The following is a 14,743-nucleotide window of genomic DNA, read 5'->3' as shown; positions in this document are numbered from 1 at the left end:
CAGCGGGTGGGTGCCGACCGTTGGTCGGCACACCTTTTCAACGCCTCTCGAACCGCTCCTCGAAGAACTCATCCAGTGCCTTCCAGGCGCGCTTGGCGGCGCGTTCGTTGTACTGGCAGCCCGGCGGGCTGTTGGCATCGCGCTCGGCAAAGCAGTGCACCGCACCGCTGTAGTTGGTGAACTCCCAGTCCACCTTGGCCGCATCCATTTCCTTCTGGAAACTGCCGATATCCTCGGCGGTCACGCTCTTGTCGTCGGCGCCGTTCAGCACCAGCACCGACGGGTGGCTGCCGCCGGCCTGCGCCGGCAAGGGCGAGCCGAGCCCGCCATGCAGGCTGACCACGCCCGCCAGCGGCGCGCCGGCGCGGGCCAGTTCCAGCACCGTGGTGCCGCCAAAGCAGAAGCCCACTGCGCCGATCCGGCTGGCGTCCAGCGGTGCCTCGCCCGCCTGCGCCTTCAGTACGTTGACCGCCTCCAGCGCCCGCGCCCGCAGCAGCGGCCGGTCATTGCGCAGCTTGGTCGCCACCGGTCCGGCCTCGGCATCGGTCTTCGGCCGCACGCCCTTGCCGTACACATCTGCCACCAGCACCACGTAGTCATCGCCCGCCAGCTGCTTGGCCTTCTCGATGGCCGATTCGTTCACGCCCTTCCAGTTCGGCACCATCACCAGGCCGGGACGCTTGTCAGCATCTCCATCGTCATAGACCAGCACGCCACTGAAGGTCGTGCCCTGGTGCTTCCACTCCACCGGCTGGGTCTTCATCGCCGCCCACGCTGGCATCGCTGCCAGCCCCAGTACCATCGCCACGCCGCAACGCCAACGGTTCATGCGCCTGCTCCAGAAAAAGGGGACGGAGGGGATTAAGCCGTAATCGCCCCTCCCGCGTCGCATTCTGCATTGGCGGCGTGACGCAGGTGTGGTTGGATACGACTTGATCCCCTCCGCTCCCTTTTCTGCATGAACCTTGTTGATCGCTTTCTGTCTGGATTGATCCCGCGGCTGCCCGAGGACGATGCCCCGCAATGGGCGTGGACCGAAGGCGCCAGCGAGGCCGACCTGCAACGGCTGCGCGCGCAGTGGCCGCAGGTGCCCGACAGCCTGGTCGACCTGCTTTCGCGCGTGGACGGCACGCACTTCCGCGACTATCCGAAGGGCGAGGTCTGCGTGCTGATGCTGGGCTCGGACGTGGGCGACTACCCGTACTACCTGCGCTCCATCGCGCAGATCTTCGCAGACCAGCAGCAATGGGACGACAGCATCCGTTCCATCTACGAGGAATGGCTGGAAGAAGAACCGGAGATCCTCGGTGCCGGCATCGATGCCGACCTGCCGATGAGCCGCCGCCTGTGCTTCTCGCACTGCATGAACAACGGCGGCACCTCGATGCTGTATCTGGATTTCGATCCCGCACCCGGCGGCAGCGTTGGACAGGTGGTGCGCTACCTGCACGACCCGGACAGCTACGCGGTCATCGCCCCCAGCTTCGATGCCTACCTGCAGCAGCTGATCGACCGCGACTACAGCTTCCTCGACGAGTAGATCCACGCCATGCGTGGATGAACTCCTCGCCGGCCGATGACCTCATGCCATGCGTGGATCAGGGCTTCACCCGCGCTCGATCCAATGCAACACCCCCGGTTCGAACGCAAGCAGATCGTCCACCGCCATCCGCGCGCGCGCCCAACACCGTTCCGGCGGCTTCGGCTGCCGGCCCCCCACAGCCCCAGCGTAGTCGCGCACCAGCAGGCCGATGCGCGCCGCTCCGGCATCCAGCAGGGCATCAATGCGCTGCAGCCACTGGCCGGCGTCTCCCAGGGCTCCATCGCGATGCACCTGCTGATCCTGCTCGCGCCGCGCCAACTGCTCGGCCAGCGCACGGGCGATCTTCGCCTCGCTCCAGCCCTTCCTGCGCCAGCGTTCGGCATCGTTCTTCCTTTCCCGCATCTTCCATGCCGATGCGAGTGCGGTGCCACAGTCGCAGTGGCCTGCGCTCAACCAGGGCTGCCAGCCCGGCCCCACGGCGGCACGCAGGCTGGGCGAATCCTGCGCGAACAGCCGTCGGCCGCTGCGCTCCATGATTGCGGAGCTTTCGGCGTCCGGAAACGAAGTGGGCAGGAACAGGGTGATAAAGGTGCACATAAGGCTCGCCGAATCCGTCCGGGTTTCCACACAGGGTAGATCCACGCCATGCGTGGATGAACTCCCGGGTCGCCTGCCACCGGCCGGCACGACCGTCAGGCGATCCCGATACCCGGAATCGCGCTGATCGTATCCGGGTCGAACCCGGCCAGCTCGGCGAAATGCCGCCCGCGCGCAACGTAATCGCGGTAGGCGCCATAGCTCGGCGCGCCCGGCGACAGCAGCACCACCCCACCCTGTTCGCCCAGTGCGCGACGCGCCAGCGACATCGCATCAGGCAGATCGGCAGCGGCATGCAGGCCGAAACGGCCGGCGTCGGCCAGCGGCTGCAGCATCGCGTGGATGCGCGGGCCGTTGCTGCCCATGGTCACGATCTCCACCGGCGGCACATCGTGCGCCATGTGCTGCATGAAATCAGTCCAGTCCAGGCCACGATCATGCCCGCCGACCAGCAACGCGATGCGCTGGCCGGCAAAGCACTCCAGTGCCGCCAGGCTGGCATGCGGCGTGGTGCTGATCGAATCGTTGACGTAGGTCAGGCCATCGGCCTGGCCGATGCGTTGCAGGCGGTTCGGCAGCGGCCGGAAATCCTGCACCGCCGGCGCCAGCGCCACGGCATCCAGGCCCAGTGCCTCCAGCGCGGCCAGCACCGCGCACAGGTTGCCGCGGTTGTGGCGGCCCGGCAGTGGCGTATTGCGGGTATCGAATACCGCCTGCCCGCCGCGATGCACGATGTCACCGCGCATGTGCCAGCCCTGCGGCTGGTTGAACCAGACCACCTCGCTGCCGGGCAGCGACAGCGCCGCCAGATGTGGGTCTGCGGCATTGAGCACGGCAACGCGCGGCGCGGCCCCGGTCACCAGCTGCAGCTTGTCTTCGATGTAGCGCTGTTCGCTGCCGTGCCAGTCCAGGTGTTCCGGGAACAGGTTCAGCACCACCGCCACCTGCGGGTGCGCACCACTGCGCGCGACCTCGCCGGTCTGGTAGCTGGACAGCTCCACCGCCCAGTACGCAGGCGCCGGTTGCGGGTCCAGCACTTCCAGCAGTGGCAGGCCGATGTTGCCGACCAGGCCGGTGCGATGCCCCGCCGCGCGCAGCAGGTGCGCGACCAGCGCGGTGGTGGTGCTTTTGCCCTTGGTGCCGGTCACGCAGATCGTGTCGCGCACGGTGCCATCGGCATCGGCATGTTCGGCAAACCACAACGCCGTGCCGCCGATGAAGCGGGTGCCCTGCTCCGCCGCCGCCAACGCGATCGGCAGGTACGGGCTGATTCCCGGCGACTTGATCACCACCTCGAATGCCGCCAAGGCCTCGGCCGACGGTTCACCACGCACGTCCAGCACGCCCTGCGTTTCCGCACGCGCGGCCGCGACCTCGCTGGCCGGGCAGAACAGGCTCAGGCCAAGCGATGGCAGGCGCGCGCGCAGCACCGCATACGCAGCACGCCCCTCACGTCCCCAGCCCCACAGCGCTACGCGCTTGCCTTCAAGCTGCGAAATCTTCACGCACCCGTTCCCACAGCGCCGCCGGAATACGATGTTCGCCCTGCAGCTGCATCAGCGGTGCAAGCTCCAGCTCGGCCGCATCCAGCTGCGGCTGGATTTCATTGCAGAAGCGCTTCACCAGCACGTCTTCCTTCCACTCCGGGCGCTGCGCCAGGGTGGCCATCGCCGCACGCGATTCGCGGCCTTCGCCCACGCATTCGAACGGCTTGTGGTCCTGGAATTCCAGCAGCGCGTCGAAGCCACCAGCCTGCTCGATGTCATCCAGCAGGTTGCGGCCGAAGATGCGCACCAGGCGGGTCTTGGGCATGAACGGGGCCAGCGCCAGGAACACGAAGTGGCACTTCGGGCAGACGCCGCACCAACGGTTCACCGGGCGCTCGCCAAGGATGTGGAAGTTGCGGTTGCAGCTGGAGAAATGCGCGTCGTAGAAATCGCTCTTGGCGAACTGGCGGGCCACCGCCAGCTCCGACATCGGCCGCAGCAGCGAGTAGTACTGCAGGTCGGCGGCCACGTACTTGCGCACGTGGTTGCCGAAGGCCTGCTCGCAGGCCCAGCCCTTGGACCACTGGTGGTTCACTTCACCGGTGCCCGGAATCTGGCTGCCGTAGCTGGCCGAGCGCTCGTTGGAGAACACCACCTGGTCCACACCGTGCAGCAGCGCAGCCAGCACCATGATCGCCGAGTTCACCACGGTCACCGGGATGTGCCCGTTCCATGCGCCCTGGCGGTTGAGTTCGAACAGTTCCGGCGCCAGCGCGCGGCCCAGGTTCAACGTCGGCAGCCCGGTGCGCTCGGCACAGGCACGGATCAACTGCGAACCCCCGATCCAGGTCACCGTCTCGTCCACGCCGGCGCGGCGCAGCGCTTCGATGCTGACCAGCGAATCCTTGCCGCCGCCGATGGCGACCAGCGCGTGCGATTGCAGGCCCAGCACCGGCGCCTGCACCGCCTCGCCCTGCACCGGCAGGCGGAAGCGCCCACGCAGGTTCAGGCCGTTGCGGTAGGCGAATTCGCCCAGGCCGTTGAGGTAGATGGTCTCCACCAGCGCTGCGGTATCGGCATCGATGCTGTAGCTGTCGATGCTGACCGTATCGGGCACGCCGGCCTTGTAGTAGCTCACGCCGGCAATCAAGTGCAGCAGCCGCAGCGCGCGCTGCACGGCATCGGCACGGGCCGGTTCCAGCACGAACGGGGCGCCGGGCACGGTAACGGTTTCCACCATTTCCGGGCCGTTATCGAAGGCGTAGACCAGCTTGGCCACGCCGGTGTCCGCAGCGAATTCGCAGCGGACGAAACGGAAGCGGGAAACCTGGTGTTTATCGAAAGCAGTCATGGTGAATCCAGTTCAAGCGCGGTCAGGCACGTGCCCGCGCGCAGGCGCGGGACGTGTCGGTGGGCGGGTGCAGGGCGCGGAAGGCGGCGATCATTCGATCACGTCTTCGCGCGGCATCGCCCGCTGGTTGTAGGTGTTGGACATCACATAGCCGTAGGCACCGGCGTCGGCGATCAGCATCACATCGTCCGGCGCGGTCGACACCGGCAGCTTGCGGCGCTTGCCGAACACATCGCTGGATTCGCAGATCGGGCCGACCACATCGAACGCCGCTTCGGCGTAACCGCCCTGGCGGCTGAGGTTCTCGATGTCGTGCCAGGCGTCGTACAGGGCCGGGCGCATCAGCGTGTTCATGCCGGCATCCAGGCCGACGCGGCGCACGCCGTCCTTCTCCACCACCTGGGTGGCGTGGGTCAGCAGCACGCCCGACTCGGCCACCAGGAAGCGGCCCGGCTCGATCGCCAGGCGGAACGCCGGATGCAGCGCCTTGACCTCGGCCAGGCCCTCGGCCCAGGCATCCAGGTCGAACGGTTCATCTTCCTCGCTGTACGGGATCGGCAGGCCACCACCGATGTCGATGGTGTGCACGCTGCCGATGCGGCGCGCGAAGCCTGCCAGCTCATCGCACATCAGGCGCCAGTGCTGGGCGGTTTCCACGCCGCTGCCAAGGTGCGCATGCAGGCCGACCACGCGGGTGCCCAGCTCGGTGGCCGCGCGCACGAACTCGTCCACGCGCGCGATCGGCAGGCCGAACTTGGATTCCTTGCCACCGGTGCGGACCTTGGCGTGGTGGCCTTCGCCACGGCCCAGGTCCACGCGCAGCCACAGTTCGCGGTTGCGGAACAGGTCCGGCCAGCGTTGCAGGGCTTCGACGTTGTCGACAGTGACGGTCACGCCCAGCGCGAAGGCCGCTTCGTACTCGCTGCGCGGGCAGAAGCTGGGGGTGAACAGCACGCGCTTGGGCGACAGTTCCGGAATGGCCTGGAACACATGCTTCAGCTCACCGTGCGACACGCACTCCAGGCCGAAACCTTCGGCCTCCAGCAACTGCAGGATGGCCGGATGGCTGTTGGCCTTGATCGCGTAGTAACGCTGGTCGATCGGCTTGATCGCCGCCAGCGCGCGGGCACGCGCCCGCACCGTCGGCAGGTGGTAGACGTAGCGCGGGGTGCCGGCATCGGCCAGCTGCAGCAGGTGCGCACGCTGGCCGCGCCACCACGGCGTACCACGCGGACGCACGGTGCCGGCGATTTCGCGCCAGCGCGGGCCGAACACTTCGGTCTCTTCCACCGGCATCGCGCCGCTGTCGATCAGTTCGGCGTGCAGGATCGGCAGCAGGCCATCGGCATCGGCTTCGTCGATGACGAAGGTCAGGTTCAGGTCGTTGGACGACTGCGAAATCATGTGCACGCGCTCACGACCGAAGGTCGCCCACACGTCCGACAGCTTGTGCAGCAGCGAGCGCATGCCCAGGCCGACCAGGGTGATCGCCGCACACGGCACGATCACCTTGACCTTGCAGATCTGCGACAGGTCGGCCGACAGCGCGGCCAGCACATCGGTGTTGACCAGGTTCTCGGACGGATCCAGCGATACGGTGACGTTGGTCTCGGCCGAACCGATCAGGTCCACCGACAGGCCGTGCTTCTTGAACAGGCCGAATACATCGGCGAGGAAGCCGACCTGCTGCCACATGCCGATGCCTTCCATCGACACCAGCACGATGCCGTTGCGGCGGCTGATTGCCTTCACCCCGGGCACCGGCGCGGCATTGCCGTCGATGCTGGTACCCGGCAGCTCCGGGCGCTCGGTATCGAGGATCGCCATCGGCACGCCCGCATCGCGGCACGGCTTGATCGAGCGCGGGTGCAGCACCTTGGCACCGGTGGTGGCGATTTCCTGCGCTTCGTAATAGTCCAGGCGGGTCAACAGGCGCGCGTCCGGCACGTCCCTGGGATTGGCGCTGAACATGCCTGGCACATCGGTCCAGATCTCCACGCGGCTGGCGCCGAGCAGCGCACCGAAGTACGCCGCCGAGGTATCCGAGCCGCCGCGGCCGAGGATGGCAGTGCCACCGTCGGCGTGACGCGAGATGAACCCCTGGGTGATCAGCAGGCGCGTGGGCTGCGCGCGGAAGCGCTGCGCCCATTCCGCATCGGCACGCCACTGGCAGTTCACCGACAGGCGCTGCGACCAGTCGCTCTGGTTCGGCTGCGGCGGCAGCGCGTCCAGCCACTGGCGCGCATCCATCCAGCCGAAATCCAGGCCGCTGGCACGCAGGTAGGCCGCGCCCAGGCTGGAAGACAGCAGTTCACCCTGGCCGAGCACTTCGGCCTGCCAGTCCAGAGGACGGCTGGGCGCACGCGGGTCGTCCAGCAGGCCCTGCAGCGCGGCCAGCCGCTCGGCCAGCACCTCCGCGCCCAGCCCCAGCTCGTCCAGGAAGGCCTGGTGGCGTTCCACCAGCGCCGCCACGCGATCGCGGCTGTCCGGCGCGCCATCGGCAATCGCGGTCAGTTCATTGGTGACCCCGGACAGCGCCGAAACCACCACCAGAACGCGCGAACCGGTCTCTTCGGCCCGTTTTTTCGCCAGCTTCCCGATCGTGTCCCAGCGGTGGCGACGCGACACCGAGGTGCCGCCGAACTTCAGTACGATCCAACGATCGACAAGGGGGGAAGCTGACATGGATAGGCTATGTGTAATGTGGGGAAGCCGCCCGAGGGGGCGGAACCTTCGATTCTAAGCCCAATACACCCGTCAATGACCGCCTACCGCTACCTGCAGCTCGATGTCTTCGCCCACCAGCCCGGTACCGGCAACCCGCTCGGTGTCGTGTTCGACGCGGATGGACTGTCCACCGACCGCATGCAGGCCCTGGCCGCCTGGCTGAACCTGTCCGAGACCGTGTTCTTCCTTCGCCCCACCGCTGCCGGTGCCGACTACCACGTGCGCATCTTCACCCCTGCCAGCGAGCTGCCCTTCGCCGGGCACCCCAGCGTGGGCGCCGCCTGGGCTGCGGTCACCTGCGGCCTGGTGCAGCCACGCGACGCGGCCCTGGTGCAGCAGTGCGCGGCCGGCCTGCTGCCGGTGCAGGTCACCGGGCCGGCCAACGCGCCCACCATCCGCCTGGCGAGCCCAGCGGCACGGCCGCTGCCGGCTCTGCCAGGCTACATTCCTGACGCCCTGCGCGCTGCTGCCGCCGAGGGCCAGCGCGCCGAGCTGTGGGACAACGGCCCGCGCTGGTGGCTGCTGCCGCTGCGTGACGCCGAGGCCGTACGCACGCTGGCACCGGACATGGCGGCCCTGCGCGACTGGAGCATTGCCACCGACGCGCTCGGCATCGCCGTGTTCGCGCTCGAAGCCGATACCGGGCACGACCTGGTGGTGCGCGCGTTCTGCCCCGCCGATGCGCCCAACGTGCCGGAAGACCCGGTGACCGGCAGCGCCAACGCGCTGATCGGCGCCTGGCTTCGGCAGCGCAATGCCCTGCCCGGCGAGAACCGGACCTATGTGGCCAGCCAGGGCCGCGAGGTTGGCCGCGACGGCCGCGTCCAGGTCACTGTGGATGCGCAGGACACGGTGTGGATCGGCGGCCAGGTGCAGCTGGTGATCGACGGCAACATCACCTGGTAGCGCCGGGCCACGCCCGGCGGCCTGCCGCGCTGCGCGCTCGCGGGGCATGGCCCCGCGTTACCCTATGCCGCCTGTTTCCTGGAGTTCCTGCCCGATGACCACCCGCCGCTTCCTGCAGCTGGATGTGTTTTCCCCGCGCCCGGGCGCCGGCAATCCGCTGGCCGTCGTGCTCGATGCCGAAGGCCTGGACGATGCGACGATGCAGGCCATCGCCCGCTGGACCCGCCTGCCCGAAACGACGTTTGTGTTCCCGGCACAGACGGCCGGCACCAGCTATCGGCTGCGCATGTTCAGCCCGCAGAAGGAAGTGCCGTTCGCCGGCCATCCGAGCGTCGGCACCGCCCACGCGGTGCTGCAGGCGGGCCTGGCCATGCCGGTCGACGGGGTACTGGTTCAGGACGGCATCGCCGGTGCGCTGCCACTGCGCGTGACCGGCGAAGGCGCGCAGCAGCGCATCGCCATCCGCACGCCCCGTGCGCAGCTGGCCGAGATCGCCGCCACCGATGACCCACGCCTGCAGGCCGCATTGCGCACCTGGCCGCTGGGTTCGCTGCCGCCGGCCCGCATGCAGGGTGGCCGCAGCTGGTGGGTCGTAGAGGTCGAGGATGAGGCAGCGTTGCGCGCCCTGCACCCGGACTGGGATGCGATCGCCACGCTGGCTGAATCGACCGACAGCATGGGCGTGTTCGCCTATGCCTTTGCCGATGGCAGCGAAGGTTACGACCTGGCCGTGCGCGCTTTCGTCGGCAATGGGCGCCGCTTCGAGGATGCTGCTTCTGGCGCGGCCAACGCTGTACTGGCGGCCTGGCTGGACCTGCGCGACGCCCTTCCGCGCGGCCGCCAGCCCTTCGACGTCAGCCAGGGACGCGAAGTCGGCCACGATGCGCGGCTGACGCTGCTGGTCGATGAAGAGGGCGAGGTCTGGTCCGGCGGCCAGGTGCAGACGGTGATTTCCGGCACCATCGATTGGTGAACGCAAGGCGGTAGAGCCGGCCGCTGGCCGGCTGCCACCTTATACCCGGTTTCATGTGGTTGCCGGCCAGCGGCCGGCACTACCTTCTCAGCCCAGTTCGGCTTCCAGGCTGATCGGTACCGCGCTCAGCGCCTTGGAAACCGGGCAGTTCTGCTTGGCGTCATCAGCGATCGCGCGGAACTGCGTCGCCTCGATTCCCGGCACCACCGCCTTCACTTTCAGCCGGATCTGCGACAGCTGCGGGCCGCCTTCCATCGACAGATCGACCTTGGCTTCGGTATCCAGCGAGGTCGGGGTAAAGCCTGCCTCGCCGAGCTTGGCCGACAGCGCCATGGTGAAACAACCGGCGTGCGCGGCAGCGATCAGTTCTTCGGGATTGGTGCCCTTTTCATCACCGAAACGGCTGTTGAAGCCGTAGCGGGTCTTGTCCAGAAGACCACTCTGCGGCGTGCTCAACTGGCCCTTGCCCGACTTCAGGTCGCCTTCCCAATGCGCGGTAGCGTGTCGCGAGATTCCCATGTCCTGCTCCGTTGTGGCTGTGATGAACCAATACCCTGGCACGCGCCGCGTTAGCCCTGCGTCGCCCCGCCGCATGCGGCGCGCCTGTCCCGAGCCAACGACTGGACACTTCTTCGCCAGCACTCTGGCGATTTCCCCCTTGTTTTCAGTCATTTCGCCCATCCAGTCGAAATCACCGACACTGCGGTGCAGCGCACCACCGCACCCGCTCCCCCTACTGCCGGCCATGTACTGAATCGGCCTGGATATGAAAAAACATGCACTTTCAGCACTCCGGGCTATTGGCGGCGCCCAAGAGTTGCCCTACATTGCGCTTGCCGACGGGGTTCGGCGCCGACCAAACAACCAACCGTTCACGGAACAGGAAACCATGGCAAAGACCGCTAAGAAGGCTGCCCCGAAGAAGGCAGTGAAGAAAGTCGCGACGAAGGCAGCCGCCAAGCCGGCCGCTCCGAAGCCGATCAAGGAAGTGCTGACCAAGTCGGGCCTGGTTGCACACATCGCTGAAGTCTCCGGCGTTGTCGCCAAGGACGTCCGCGCTGTGCTGGCCTCGCTGGAAGGCGCTGTCGCTTCCTCGGTGCACAAGAAGGGCGCCGGCTCGTTCACCCTGCCGGGCCTGCTGAAGATCACCACCGTCAATGTGCCGGCCAAGCCGAAGCGCAAGGGCATCAACCCGTTCACCAAGGAAGAGCAGTGGTTCGCCGCCAAGCCGGCCACCACCAAGCTCAAGGTTCGCCCGCTGAAGAAGCTCAAGGACGCTGCGCTCTAAGCGCGCGCCCTGCAGCGGGTACCTGACGGGACGGCCTTGGCCGTCCCGTTTTTTTTGCCGCGCATCCGCGCTCGCTCTGCAGTAGATCCACGCCATGCGTGGATGCCGTCCACTGCGCCCCCGCAACACAGCGTTTCCCGCGCCCACGCAATTTCCCGCACAGGCCCGCCGCCCATGGCCGCGCCGCTGTTTTTCCAGCGCAGGAACGAACCGGGTGGAACACTGCGTGCAGCGCCGGCCATCGCCGCCGGCCGACGCCTTGCCTATGGTGGTCCCATTCCTCCCCACCAGCGCGAGCACCCCCATGGCCAGCCCTTCCACCCGCTACCGGATCTCGGTGACCCCGATCGAAAAGGACGGGCACCAGTGCACCGGGCGCTGCACCATCGAACTGGAGCACCGCGCCAGCCGCGACCTGATGCGCCTGCTGGAATCGGCCCCGCGCACGGCAGGCCTGAGCGGCGACGAACGTGCCACCCTGGTGGTGGCCACCCAGCTGCTGCGTGACATCGTGCAGCGCCATGCCGACACCGACGGCCATGCACTGGCAGCGGTCGCCGCGCAGGTCCTGCCGGCGCTGGACGCGCTGGAACAGCTTCCCTCTTCGCGCTGACCACTTCGCGCTGAGCGGCCCCCGGCCGCTACACTGGCGCCTTCCAGGTCGCCTCGGGGAGGAGGCAGACATGCGCGGCTTTATTGCCTTGCTGATCCCGCTGCTTGTGGCGGGGTGTTCCAATCCGGCGCCCCCGGCCGATGACACAGGGCGCGACGCGAGCGCCTCCACAACGGCCCCATCGGTGCCAACGACGAAAGCGGCACCGCAGGCGGCTACCGTTGACGCGATCGCCATCGATCCGCTGTATGGCGCCGTTGCCAACGGCAGCGAAACGCCCGCAGCGATGCTCAACCGCTACATGCTGGATCTGCTCAACCGCAACACATCGCGCAGCGATGCGGCCTGGGCCTATGCCCCCGCCGACCCGCGCCGTGCCGACGATGCCGTGCTGCGCCTGCTGCCCGACGTGCGCAACCTGCGCCTGGACAGTGACGTGGCGTTGCCCCGCGACGATGGGCAGCCGCCACGCCTGCTGGAGGTGCCAGTGAAGATCCGCGCGGTGACCGCCAACGGCACCTTCCGCTACCACGGCTGGTACCGCGTGCAGCCCAGCGCCAATGGCCGCAGCTGGCAGATCCAGTCGGCCAGCCTGCAACCAACGCTGGACTGAACCGTTGCAACCGTGTGTACCCGCGATTCAGCGGGCAAAGCTACTCTGTAGGCCTCTTGGATCCTTCTTCCGGTCACCGCCATGCGCCTGCGTTCCCTGATGACCCGCCTTGCCGCCTCGACCGTGCTGATTGCTGCCGCGATCGGTGCGCAGGCCGCCCCTTCGATCTCCGGTCGCGAACTGGCGGTTGGCGCCAGCGACGTGCAGCAGTATCTGGACGGCAGCTTCCCGCGCACGCAGGACGCGCTGGGCGGCCTGATCGCGCTGACCATGAGCCACCCGCAGCTGAGCCTGCCCGCAGGCGAGCGCTTGAACCTGGGCATGGACGTGGCGTTGGCCACCGCCGGCGGCAACCCGGCCAAGCTGGGCACGGTGAAGCTCAGCAGTGGCCTGCGCTATGACGCGCAGACCCAGGGCTTCCACCTGCAGCAGCCAAGCGTGGATGACTTCACCCCGGCCAGCCAGGGTGGCCGTCTCGATTCACGGACCCGTGGCCTGCTGAACGCATGGCTGAGCGACTACGCCCAGCGCGAACCGATCTACAAGCTGGACCCGGCCGTGGCCGGACTGCTCGGCGCCCTGCAGGTGCAGTCGGCACAGGTGAAGAACGGCAAGCTGGTGGTGACCTTCAACCAGAACCTGGGCGACCTGGTGCCGGCGGGCATCCTCGGCAAGTAAGCCCCCGCCAAATACGGTAGCGCCGGGCCATGCCCGGCGGCTTCTGCCCTTTCCGCGCTTCGCGCTCGCCGGGCACGGCCCGGCGCTACCGCATCACAACATCACGCCGCCAGCGCTTTCACCACCGCCTCGCTGAAGGCTGGAATGTCATCGGGCTTGCGGCTGGTGATCAGGTTGCCGTCCACCACCACTTCCGCGTCGCGCCAGCGCGCGCCGGCATTGGCCAGGTCCTGCTGCAGCGACGGCCACGAGGTGACCTCGTGTCCCTCCGCCAGCCCGCTGTTGATCAGCAGCCAGGGGCCGTGGCAGATCGCCGCCACCGGCTTGCCGGCACCGGCCATGCTGCGGATGAAATCCAGTACTGCTTCATTGGTGCGCAGGGTGTCCGGATTGATCACGCCACCGGGCAGCACCAGCGCATCGAAACGGCCGGCGTCGGCGCCATCCAGTGGTTGATCCACGGCGACCGAATCACCCCAGTCCTTGTCCTTCCAGCCCTTGATGCTCGCCTCCTTGGCCGGCGACACCACGCTCACGCGCGCGCCCTCCGCTTCCAGCAGGTGCTTGGGCTCGATCAGTTCGGACTGCTCGAAACCATGCGTGGCGAGGATGGCGATCTGTTTGCCGCGTAGACGCTGTGCCATGTCGTGCTCCAGATAGGGGGGAGCGCACAGGGTGGCCGAGTGGCCCTTGAACGGCGGTGACCCTCACGTGCACGGCAGGTGGAGAATCGCTCGGATAGCGCCGGGCCGTGCCCGGCGGCTTCTGGTTCCGCCCGCGCTTCGCGCTCGCCGGGCATGGCCCGGCGCTACCGGATCAGCGCTTGGGCTGCAGCATCGTGCCGGTGCACTTGGGCGAGCCACAGCGGCACTCCCAGATCTTCTTCAGCTTGGCCGTGTGGCGCTCGGCCAGGGTGATGCCGTAGTTGTAGGTCAACTCTTCGCCCGCCTTGATATCGCGCAGCGCCTCGATGAAGACCTTGTCGCCGCGGCTGTCACCGTCTTCGTCTTCCTCGATCACCGCCTCGCAGTTCGGGTCGCAGCTGTGGTTGATCCAGCGCGCGTCGTTGCCCTTGTAGTTGGCATCGATCACCCAGTCGTCGTTGAGGGTGAACAGGAAGGTATGGCCGCTTTCCACGTCGCCACTGTCATCGGCATCGACATCGCCGTGGCTGCGCAGCAGGCCCTTGTACTGGATCACGCGCTCGCCCTGCTTGATCGGGGCCACGGAAAACACACCGTTGCCGTGGATGGCGGACTTGCGGGCTTGGATCTTCTTGGGCATCGGCAAGAGACGTTTGCAGCGGAAGGAACGTTGATTCTCGCCCATTCCGGGTGATTGCGAAAATCACCCCCATGCCGCAGCATGTCGCCCCGATGGCGGCCCTTGGCGACTGCCCTCCGGCCGGGCCCAAGCGCCCGCTGAATGGCCGGGTTGGATGCCGGCGAATAAAAGCGTACAATTTCAGTCCGCTTTAAGAACCACTCGCATCCCATGTTGCGCGTCACCAAGCTCACCGATTACGCCACCGTCGTACTGACCGTACTCGCCGCCCGTCCGGGCGAAGTGCTCAGTGCCACCGAGCTGGCCGAATTCACCGGTCTGGAGCCGCCCACCGTCAGCAAGGTGCTCAAACCACTGGCCCAGGCCGGCCTGGTCGAAGGCCTGCGCGGCGTCCGTGGCGGTTACCGGCTGACCCGCCCATCGATCGAGATCTCGCTGTTTGAAGTGGTTGAAGCCATGGAAGGGCCGTTGGCCCTGACCGAGTGCAGCCACGACCACCACCAGTGCGGCATGGCGCCCAAGTGCGGTGCGCGCAGCAGCTGGCGGCTGATCAACGACGTGGTCTCCGAGGCCCTGCGCGATGTCAGCCTGGCGCAGATCCTGCCCCCTCTTCCCCTTGTCGACGAAGAACAGCGCCGCACCATCGCTGTCGACGTCGTCTCCTGATCCGTAGGCAGCCCCCC

16 protein-coding genes are annotated in these 14,743 nt (G+C 67.6%); 8 read left to right on the top strand and 8 right to left on the bottom strand.

All coding sequences use genetic code 11. From position 1 onward, the window contains the following. Window positions 1-37 precede the first annotated feature (37 nt). On the bottom strand, window positions 38-829 hold the full coding sequence (locus M2299_RS04610; RefSeq protein WP_280883955.1) for a dienelactone hydrolase family protein: 792 nt from the start codon (window positions 827-829) through the stop codon (window positions 38-40). A 129-nt stretch (window positions 830-958) separates the two neighbouring features. Here M2299_RS04610 and M2299_RS04605 point away from each other — a divergent pair, with 129 nt between their 5' ends. Further along, window positions 959-1,540 carry an SMI1/KNR4 family protein gene (locus M2299_RS04605; RefSeq protein ID WP_099842067.1) on the top strand — a complete coding sequence of 194 codons (582 nt, stop codon included), beginning with the start codon at window positions 959-961 and terminating at the stop codon, window positions 1,538-1,540. A 66-nt stretch (window positions 1,541-1,606) separates the two neighbouring features. Here the strand turns inward: M2299_RS04605 and M2299_RS04600 are convergent, their stop codons facing one another. The 4 genes from M2299_RS04600 to M2299_RS04585 all read right to left on the bottom strand — a co-directional run bounded on the left by M2299_RS04600 (window position 1,607) and on the right by M2299_RS04585 (window position 7,663). After that, window positions 1,607-2,170, bottom strand: a complete 564-nt coding sequence (locus M2299_RS04600) for a hypothetical protein (RefSeq protein WP_280883954.1) — start codon at window positions 2,168-2,170, stop codon at window positions 1,607-1,609. 65 nt (window positions 2,171-2,235) lie between these two features. Beyond that, window positions 2,236-3,645 (bottom strand): UDP-N-acetylmuramoyl-L-alanine--D-glutamate ligase, encoded by a 1,410-nt coding sequence (gene murD, locus M2299_RS04595; protein ID WP_223484832.1) that lies wholly within the window; start codon window positions 3,643-3,645, stop codon window positions 2,236-2,238. Next, window positions 3,626-4,978: a UDP-N-acetyl-alpha-D-muramoyl-L-alanyl-L-glutamate epimerase gene (murL, locus tag M2299_RS04590; RefSeq protein ID WP_140227597.1), complete on the bottom strand. Its 1,353-nt coding sequence runs from the start codon at window positions 4,976-4,978 to the stop codon at window positions 3,626-3,628. Before murL ends, murD begins: the two co-directional genes overlap by 20 nt. Window positions 4,979-5,068: 90 nt before the next feature. Next, window positions 5,069-7,663: a bifunctional aspartate kinase/diaminopimelate decarboxylase gene (locus tag M2299_RS04585; protein ID WP_099783138.1), complete on the bottom strand. Its 2,595-nt coding sequence runs from the start codon at window positions 7,661-7,663 to the stop codon at window positions 5,069-5,071. A 75-nt stretch (window positions 7,664-7,738) separates the two neighbouring features. On the opposite strand from M2299_RS04585, the gene M2299_RS04580 reads away from it, so the two are divergent. After that, complete coding sequence (locus M2299_RS04580) at window positions 7,739-8,611, top strand: PhzF family phenazine biosynthesis protein (RefSeq protein WP_280883953.1); 873 nt, start codon at window positions 7,739-7,741, stop codon at window positions 8,609-8,611. Window positions 8,612-8,705: 94 nt separating this feature from the next. Then, complete coding sequence (locus M2299_RS04575; protein ID WP_280883952.1) at window positions 8,706-9,584, top strand: PhzF family phenazine biosynthesis protein; 879 nt, start codon at window positions 8,706-8,708, stop codon at window positions 9,582-9,584. An 87-nt stretch (window positions 9,585-9,671) separates the two neighbouring features. Here M2299_RS04575 and M2299_RS04570 read toward each other — a convergent pair whose 3' ends face one another. Then, window positions 9,672-10,103, bottom strand: coding sequence for an OsmC family protein (locus tag M2299_RS04570; RefSeq protein ID WP_025873972.1), 432 nt, complete (start codon window positions 10,101-10,103; stop codon window positions 9,672-9,674). 370 nt (window positions 10,104-10,473) lie between these two features. On the opposite strand from M2299_RS04570, the gene M2299_RS04565 reads away from it, so the two are divergent. The 4 genes from M2299_RS04565 to M2299_RS04550 all read left to right on the top strand — a co-directional run bounded on the left by M2299_RS04565 (window position 10,474) and on the right by M2299_RS04550 (window position 12,776). Then, entirely contained in the window at window positions 10,474-10,872 is a 399-nt protein-coding gene (locus M2299_RS04565) for an HU family DNA-binding protein (protein WP_025873973.1), read from the top strand. A gap of 304 nt (window positions 10,873-11,176) precedes the next feature. Continuing rightward, on the top strand, window positions 11,177-11,485 hold the full coding sequence (locus M2299_RS04560; protein WP_025873974.1) for a DUF3861 family protein: 309 nt from the start codon (window positions 11,177-11,179) through the stop codon (window positions 11,483-11,485). A gap of 184 nt (window positions 11,486-11,669) precedes the next feature. Next, a complete protein-coding gene (locus tag M2299_RS04555) occupies window positions 11,670-12,098 on the top strand; it encodes a hypothetical protein (protein ID WP_345782456.1) in 429 nt (142 codons plus the stop codon). An 81-nt stretch (window positions 12,099-12,179) separates the two neighbouring features. Then, on the top strand, window positions 12,180-12,776 hold the full coding sequence (locus tag M2299_RS04550) for a DUF1439 domain-containing protein (RefSeq protein WP_025873976.1): 597 nt from the start codon (window positions 12,180-12,182) through the stop codon (window positions 12,774-12,776). Between the two features lie 101 nt (window positions 12,777-12,877). Here the strand turns inward: M2299_RS04550 and M2299_RS04545 are convergent, their stop codons facing one another. Together M2299_RS04545 and M2299_RS04540 are read right to left on the bottom strand one after the other, a co-directional pair. Beyond that, the gene (locus tag M2299_RS04545) at window positions 12,878-13,420 is read right to left on the bottom strand and encodes a type 1 glutamine amidotransferase domain-containing protein (RefSeq protein ID WP_025873977.1); all 543 of its coding nucleotides are present in this window, start codon (window positions 13,418-13,420) and stop codon (window positions 12,878-12,880) included. Between the two features lie 172 nt (window positions 13,421-13,592). Then, window positions 13,593-14,060 (bottom strand): SET domain-containing protein-lysine N-methyltransferase, encoded by a 468-nt coding sequence (locus M2299_RS04540; protein WP_010483549.1) that lies wholly within the window; start codon window positions 14,058-14,060, stop codon window positions 13,593-13,595. A gap of 210 nt (window positions 14,061-14,270) precedes the next feature. Between M2299_RS04540 and M2299_RS04535 the strand changes: the two genes are divergently transcribed. Beyond that, on the top strand, window positions 14,271-14,726 hold the full coding sequence (locus M2299_RS04535) for an SUF system Fe-S cluster assembly regulator (RefSeq protein WP_025873978.1): 456 nt from the start codon (window positions 14,271-14,273) through the stop codon (window positions 14,724-14,726). Window positions 14,727-14,743: the final 17 nt, after the last annotated feature.

The sequence above is a fragment of the Stenotrophomonas sp. 1278 genome (assembly GCF_029892765.1).
Classification (GTDB): Bacteria; Pseudomonadota; Gammaproteobacteria; order Xanthomonadales; family Xanthomonadaceae; genus Stenotrophomonas; species Stenotrophomonas indicatrix.
The sequence above is the reverse complement of the archived record's forward strand: the minus strand, read 5'-3'. Positions and strand labels throughout refer to the sequence as shown.

Bases quoted from the DNA above. Each gene is read 5' to 3' on its own strand.
- M2299_RS04535 (WP_025873978.1), top strand. From the start codon at position 14,271: ATGTTGCGCGTCACCAAGCTCACCGATTACGCCACCGTCGTACTGACC.
- M2299_RS04570 (WP_025873972.1), bottom strand. From the start codon at position 10,103: ATGGGAATCTCGCGACACGCTACCGCGCATTGGGAAGGCGACCTGAAG.
- M2299_RS04580 (WP_280883953.1), top strand. From the start codon at position 7,739: ATGACCGCCTACCGCTACCTGCAGCTCGATGTCTTCGCCCACCAGCCC.
- M2299_RS04605 (WP_099842067.1), top strand. From the start codon at position 959: ATGAACCTTGTTGATCGCTTTCTGTCTGGATTGATCCCGCGGCTGCCC.
- M2299_RS04610 (WP_280883955.1), bottom strand. From the start codon at position 829: ATGAACCGTTGGCGTTGCGGCGTGGCGATGGTACTGGGGCTGGCAGCG.
- M2299_RS04550 (WP_025873976.1), top strand. From the start codon at position 12,180: ATGCGCCTGCGTTCCCTGATGACCCGCCTTGCCGCCTCGACCGTGCTG.
- M2299_RS04565 (WP_025873973.1), top strand. From the start codon at position 10,474: ATGGCAAAGACCGCTAAGAAGGCTGCCCCGAAGAAGGCAGTGAAGAAA.
- M2299_RS04585 (WP_099783138.1), bottom strand. From the start codon at position 7,663: ATGTCAGCTTCCCCCCTTGTCGATCGTTGGATCGTACTGAAGTTCGGC.
- M2299_RS04545 (WP_025873977.1), bottom strand. From the start codon at position 13,420: ATGGCACAGCGTCTACGCGGCAAACAGATCGCCATCCTCGCCACGCAT.
- M2299_RS04540 (WP_010483549.1), bottom strand. From the start codon at position 14,060: ATGCCCAAGAAGATCCAAGCCCGCAAGTCCGCCATCCACGGCAACGGT.
- murL (WP_140227597.1), bottom strand. From the start codon at position 4,978: ATGACTGCTTTCGATAAACACCAGGTTTCCCGCTTCCGTTTCGTCCGC.
- M2299_RS04560 (WP_025873974.1), top strand. From the start codon at position 11,177: ATGGCCAGCCCTTCCACCCGCTACCGGATCTCGGTGACCCCGATCGAA.
- M2299_RS04575 (WP_280883952.1), top strand. From the start codon at position 8,706: ATGACCACCCGCCGCTTCCTGCAGCTGGATGTGTTTTCCCCGCGCCCG.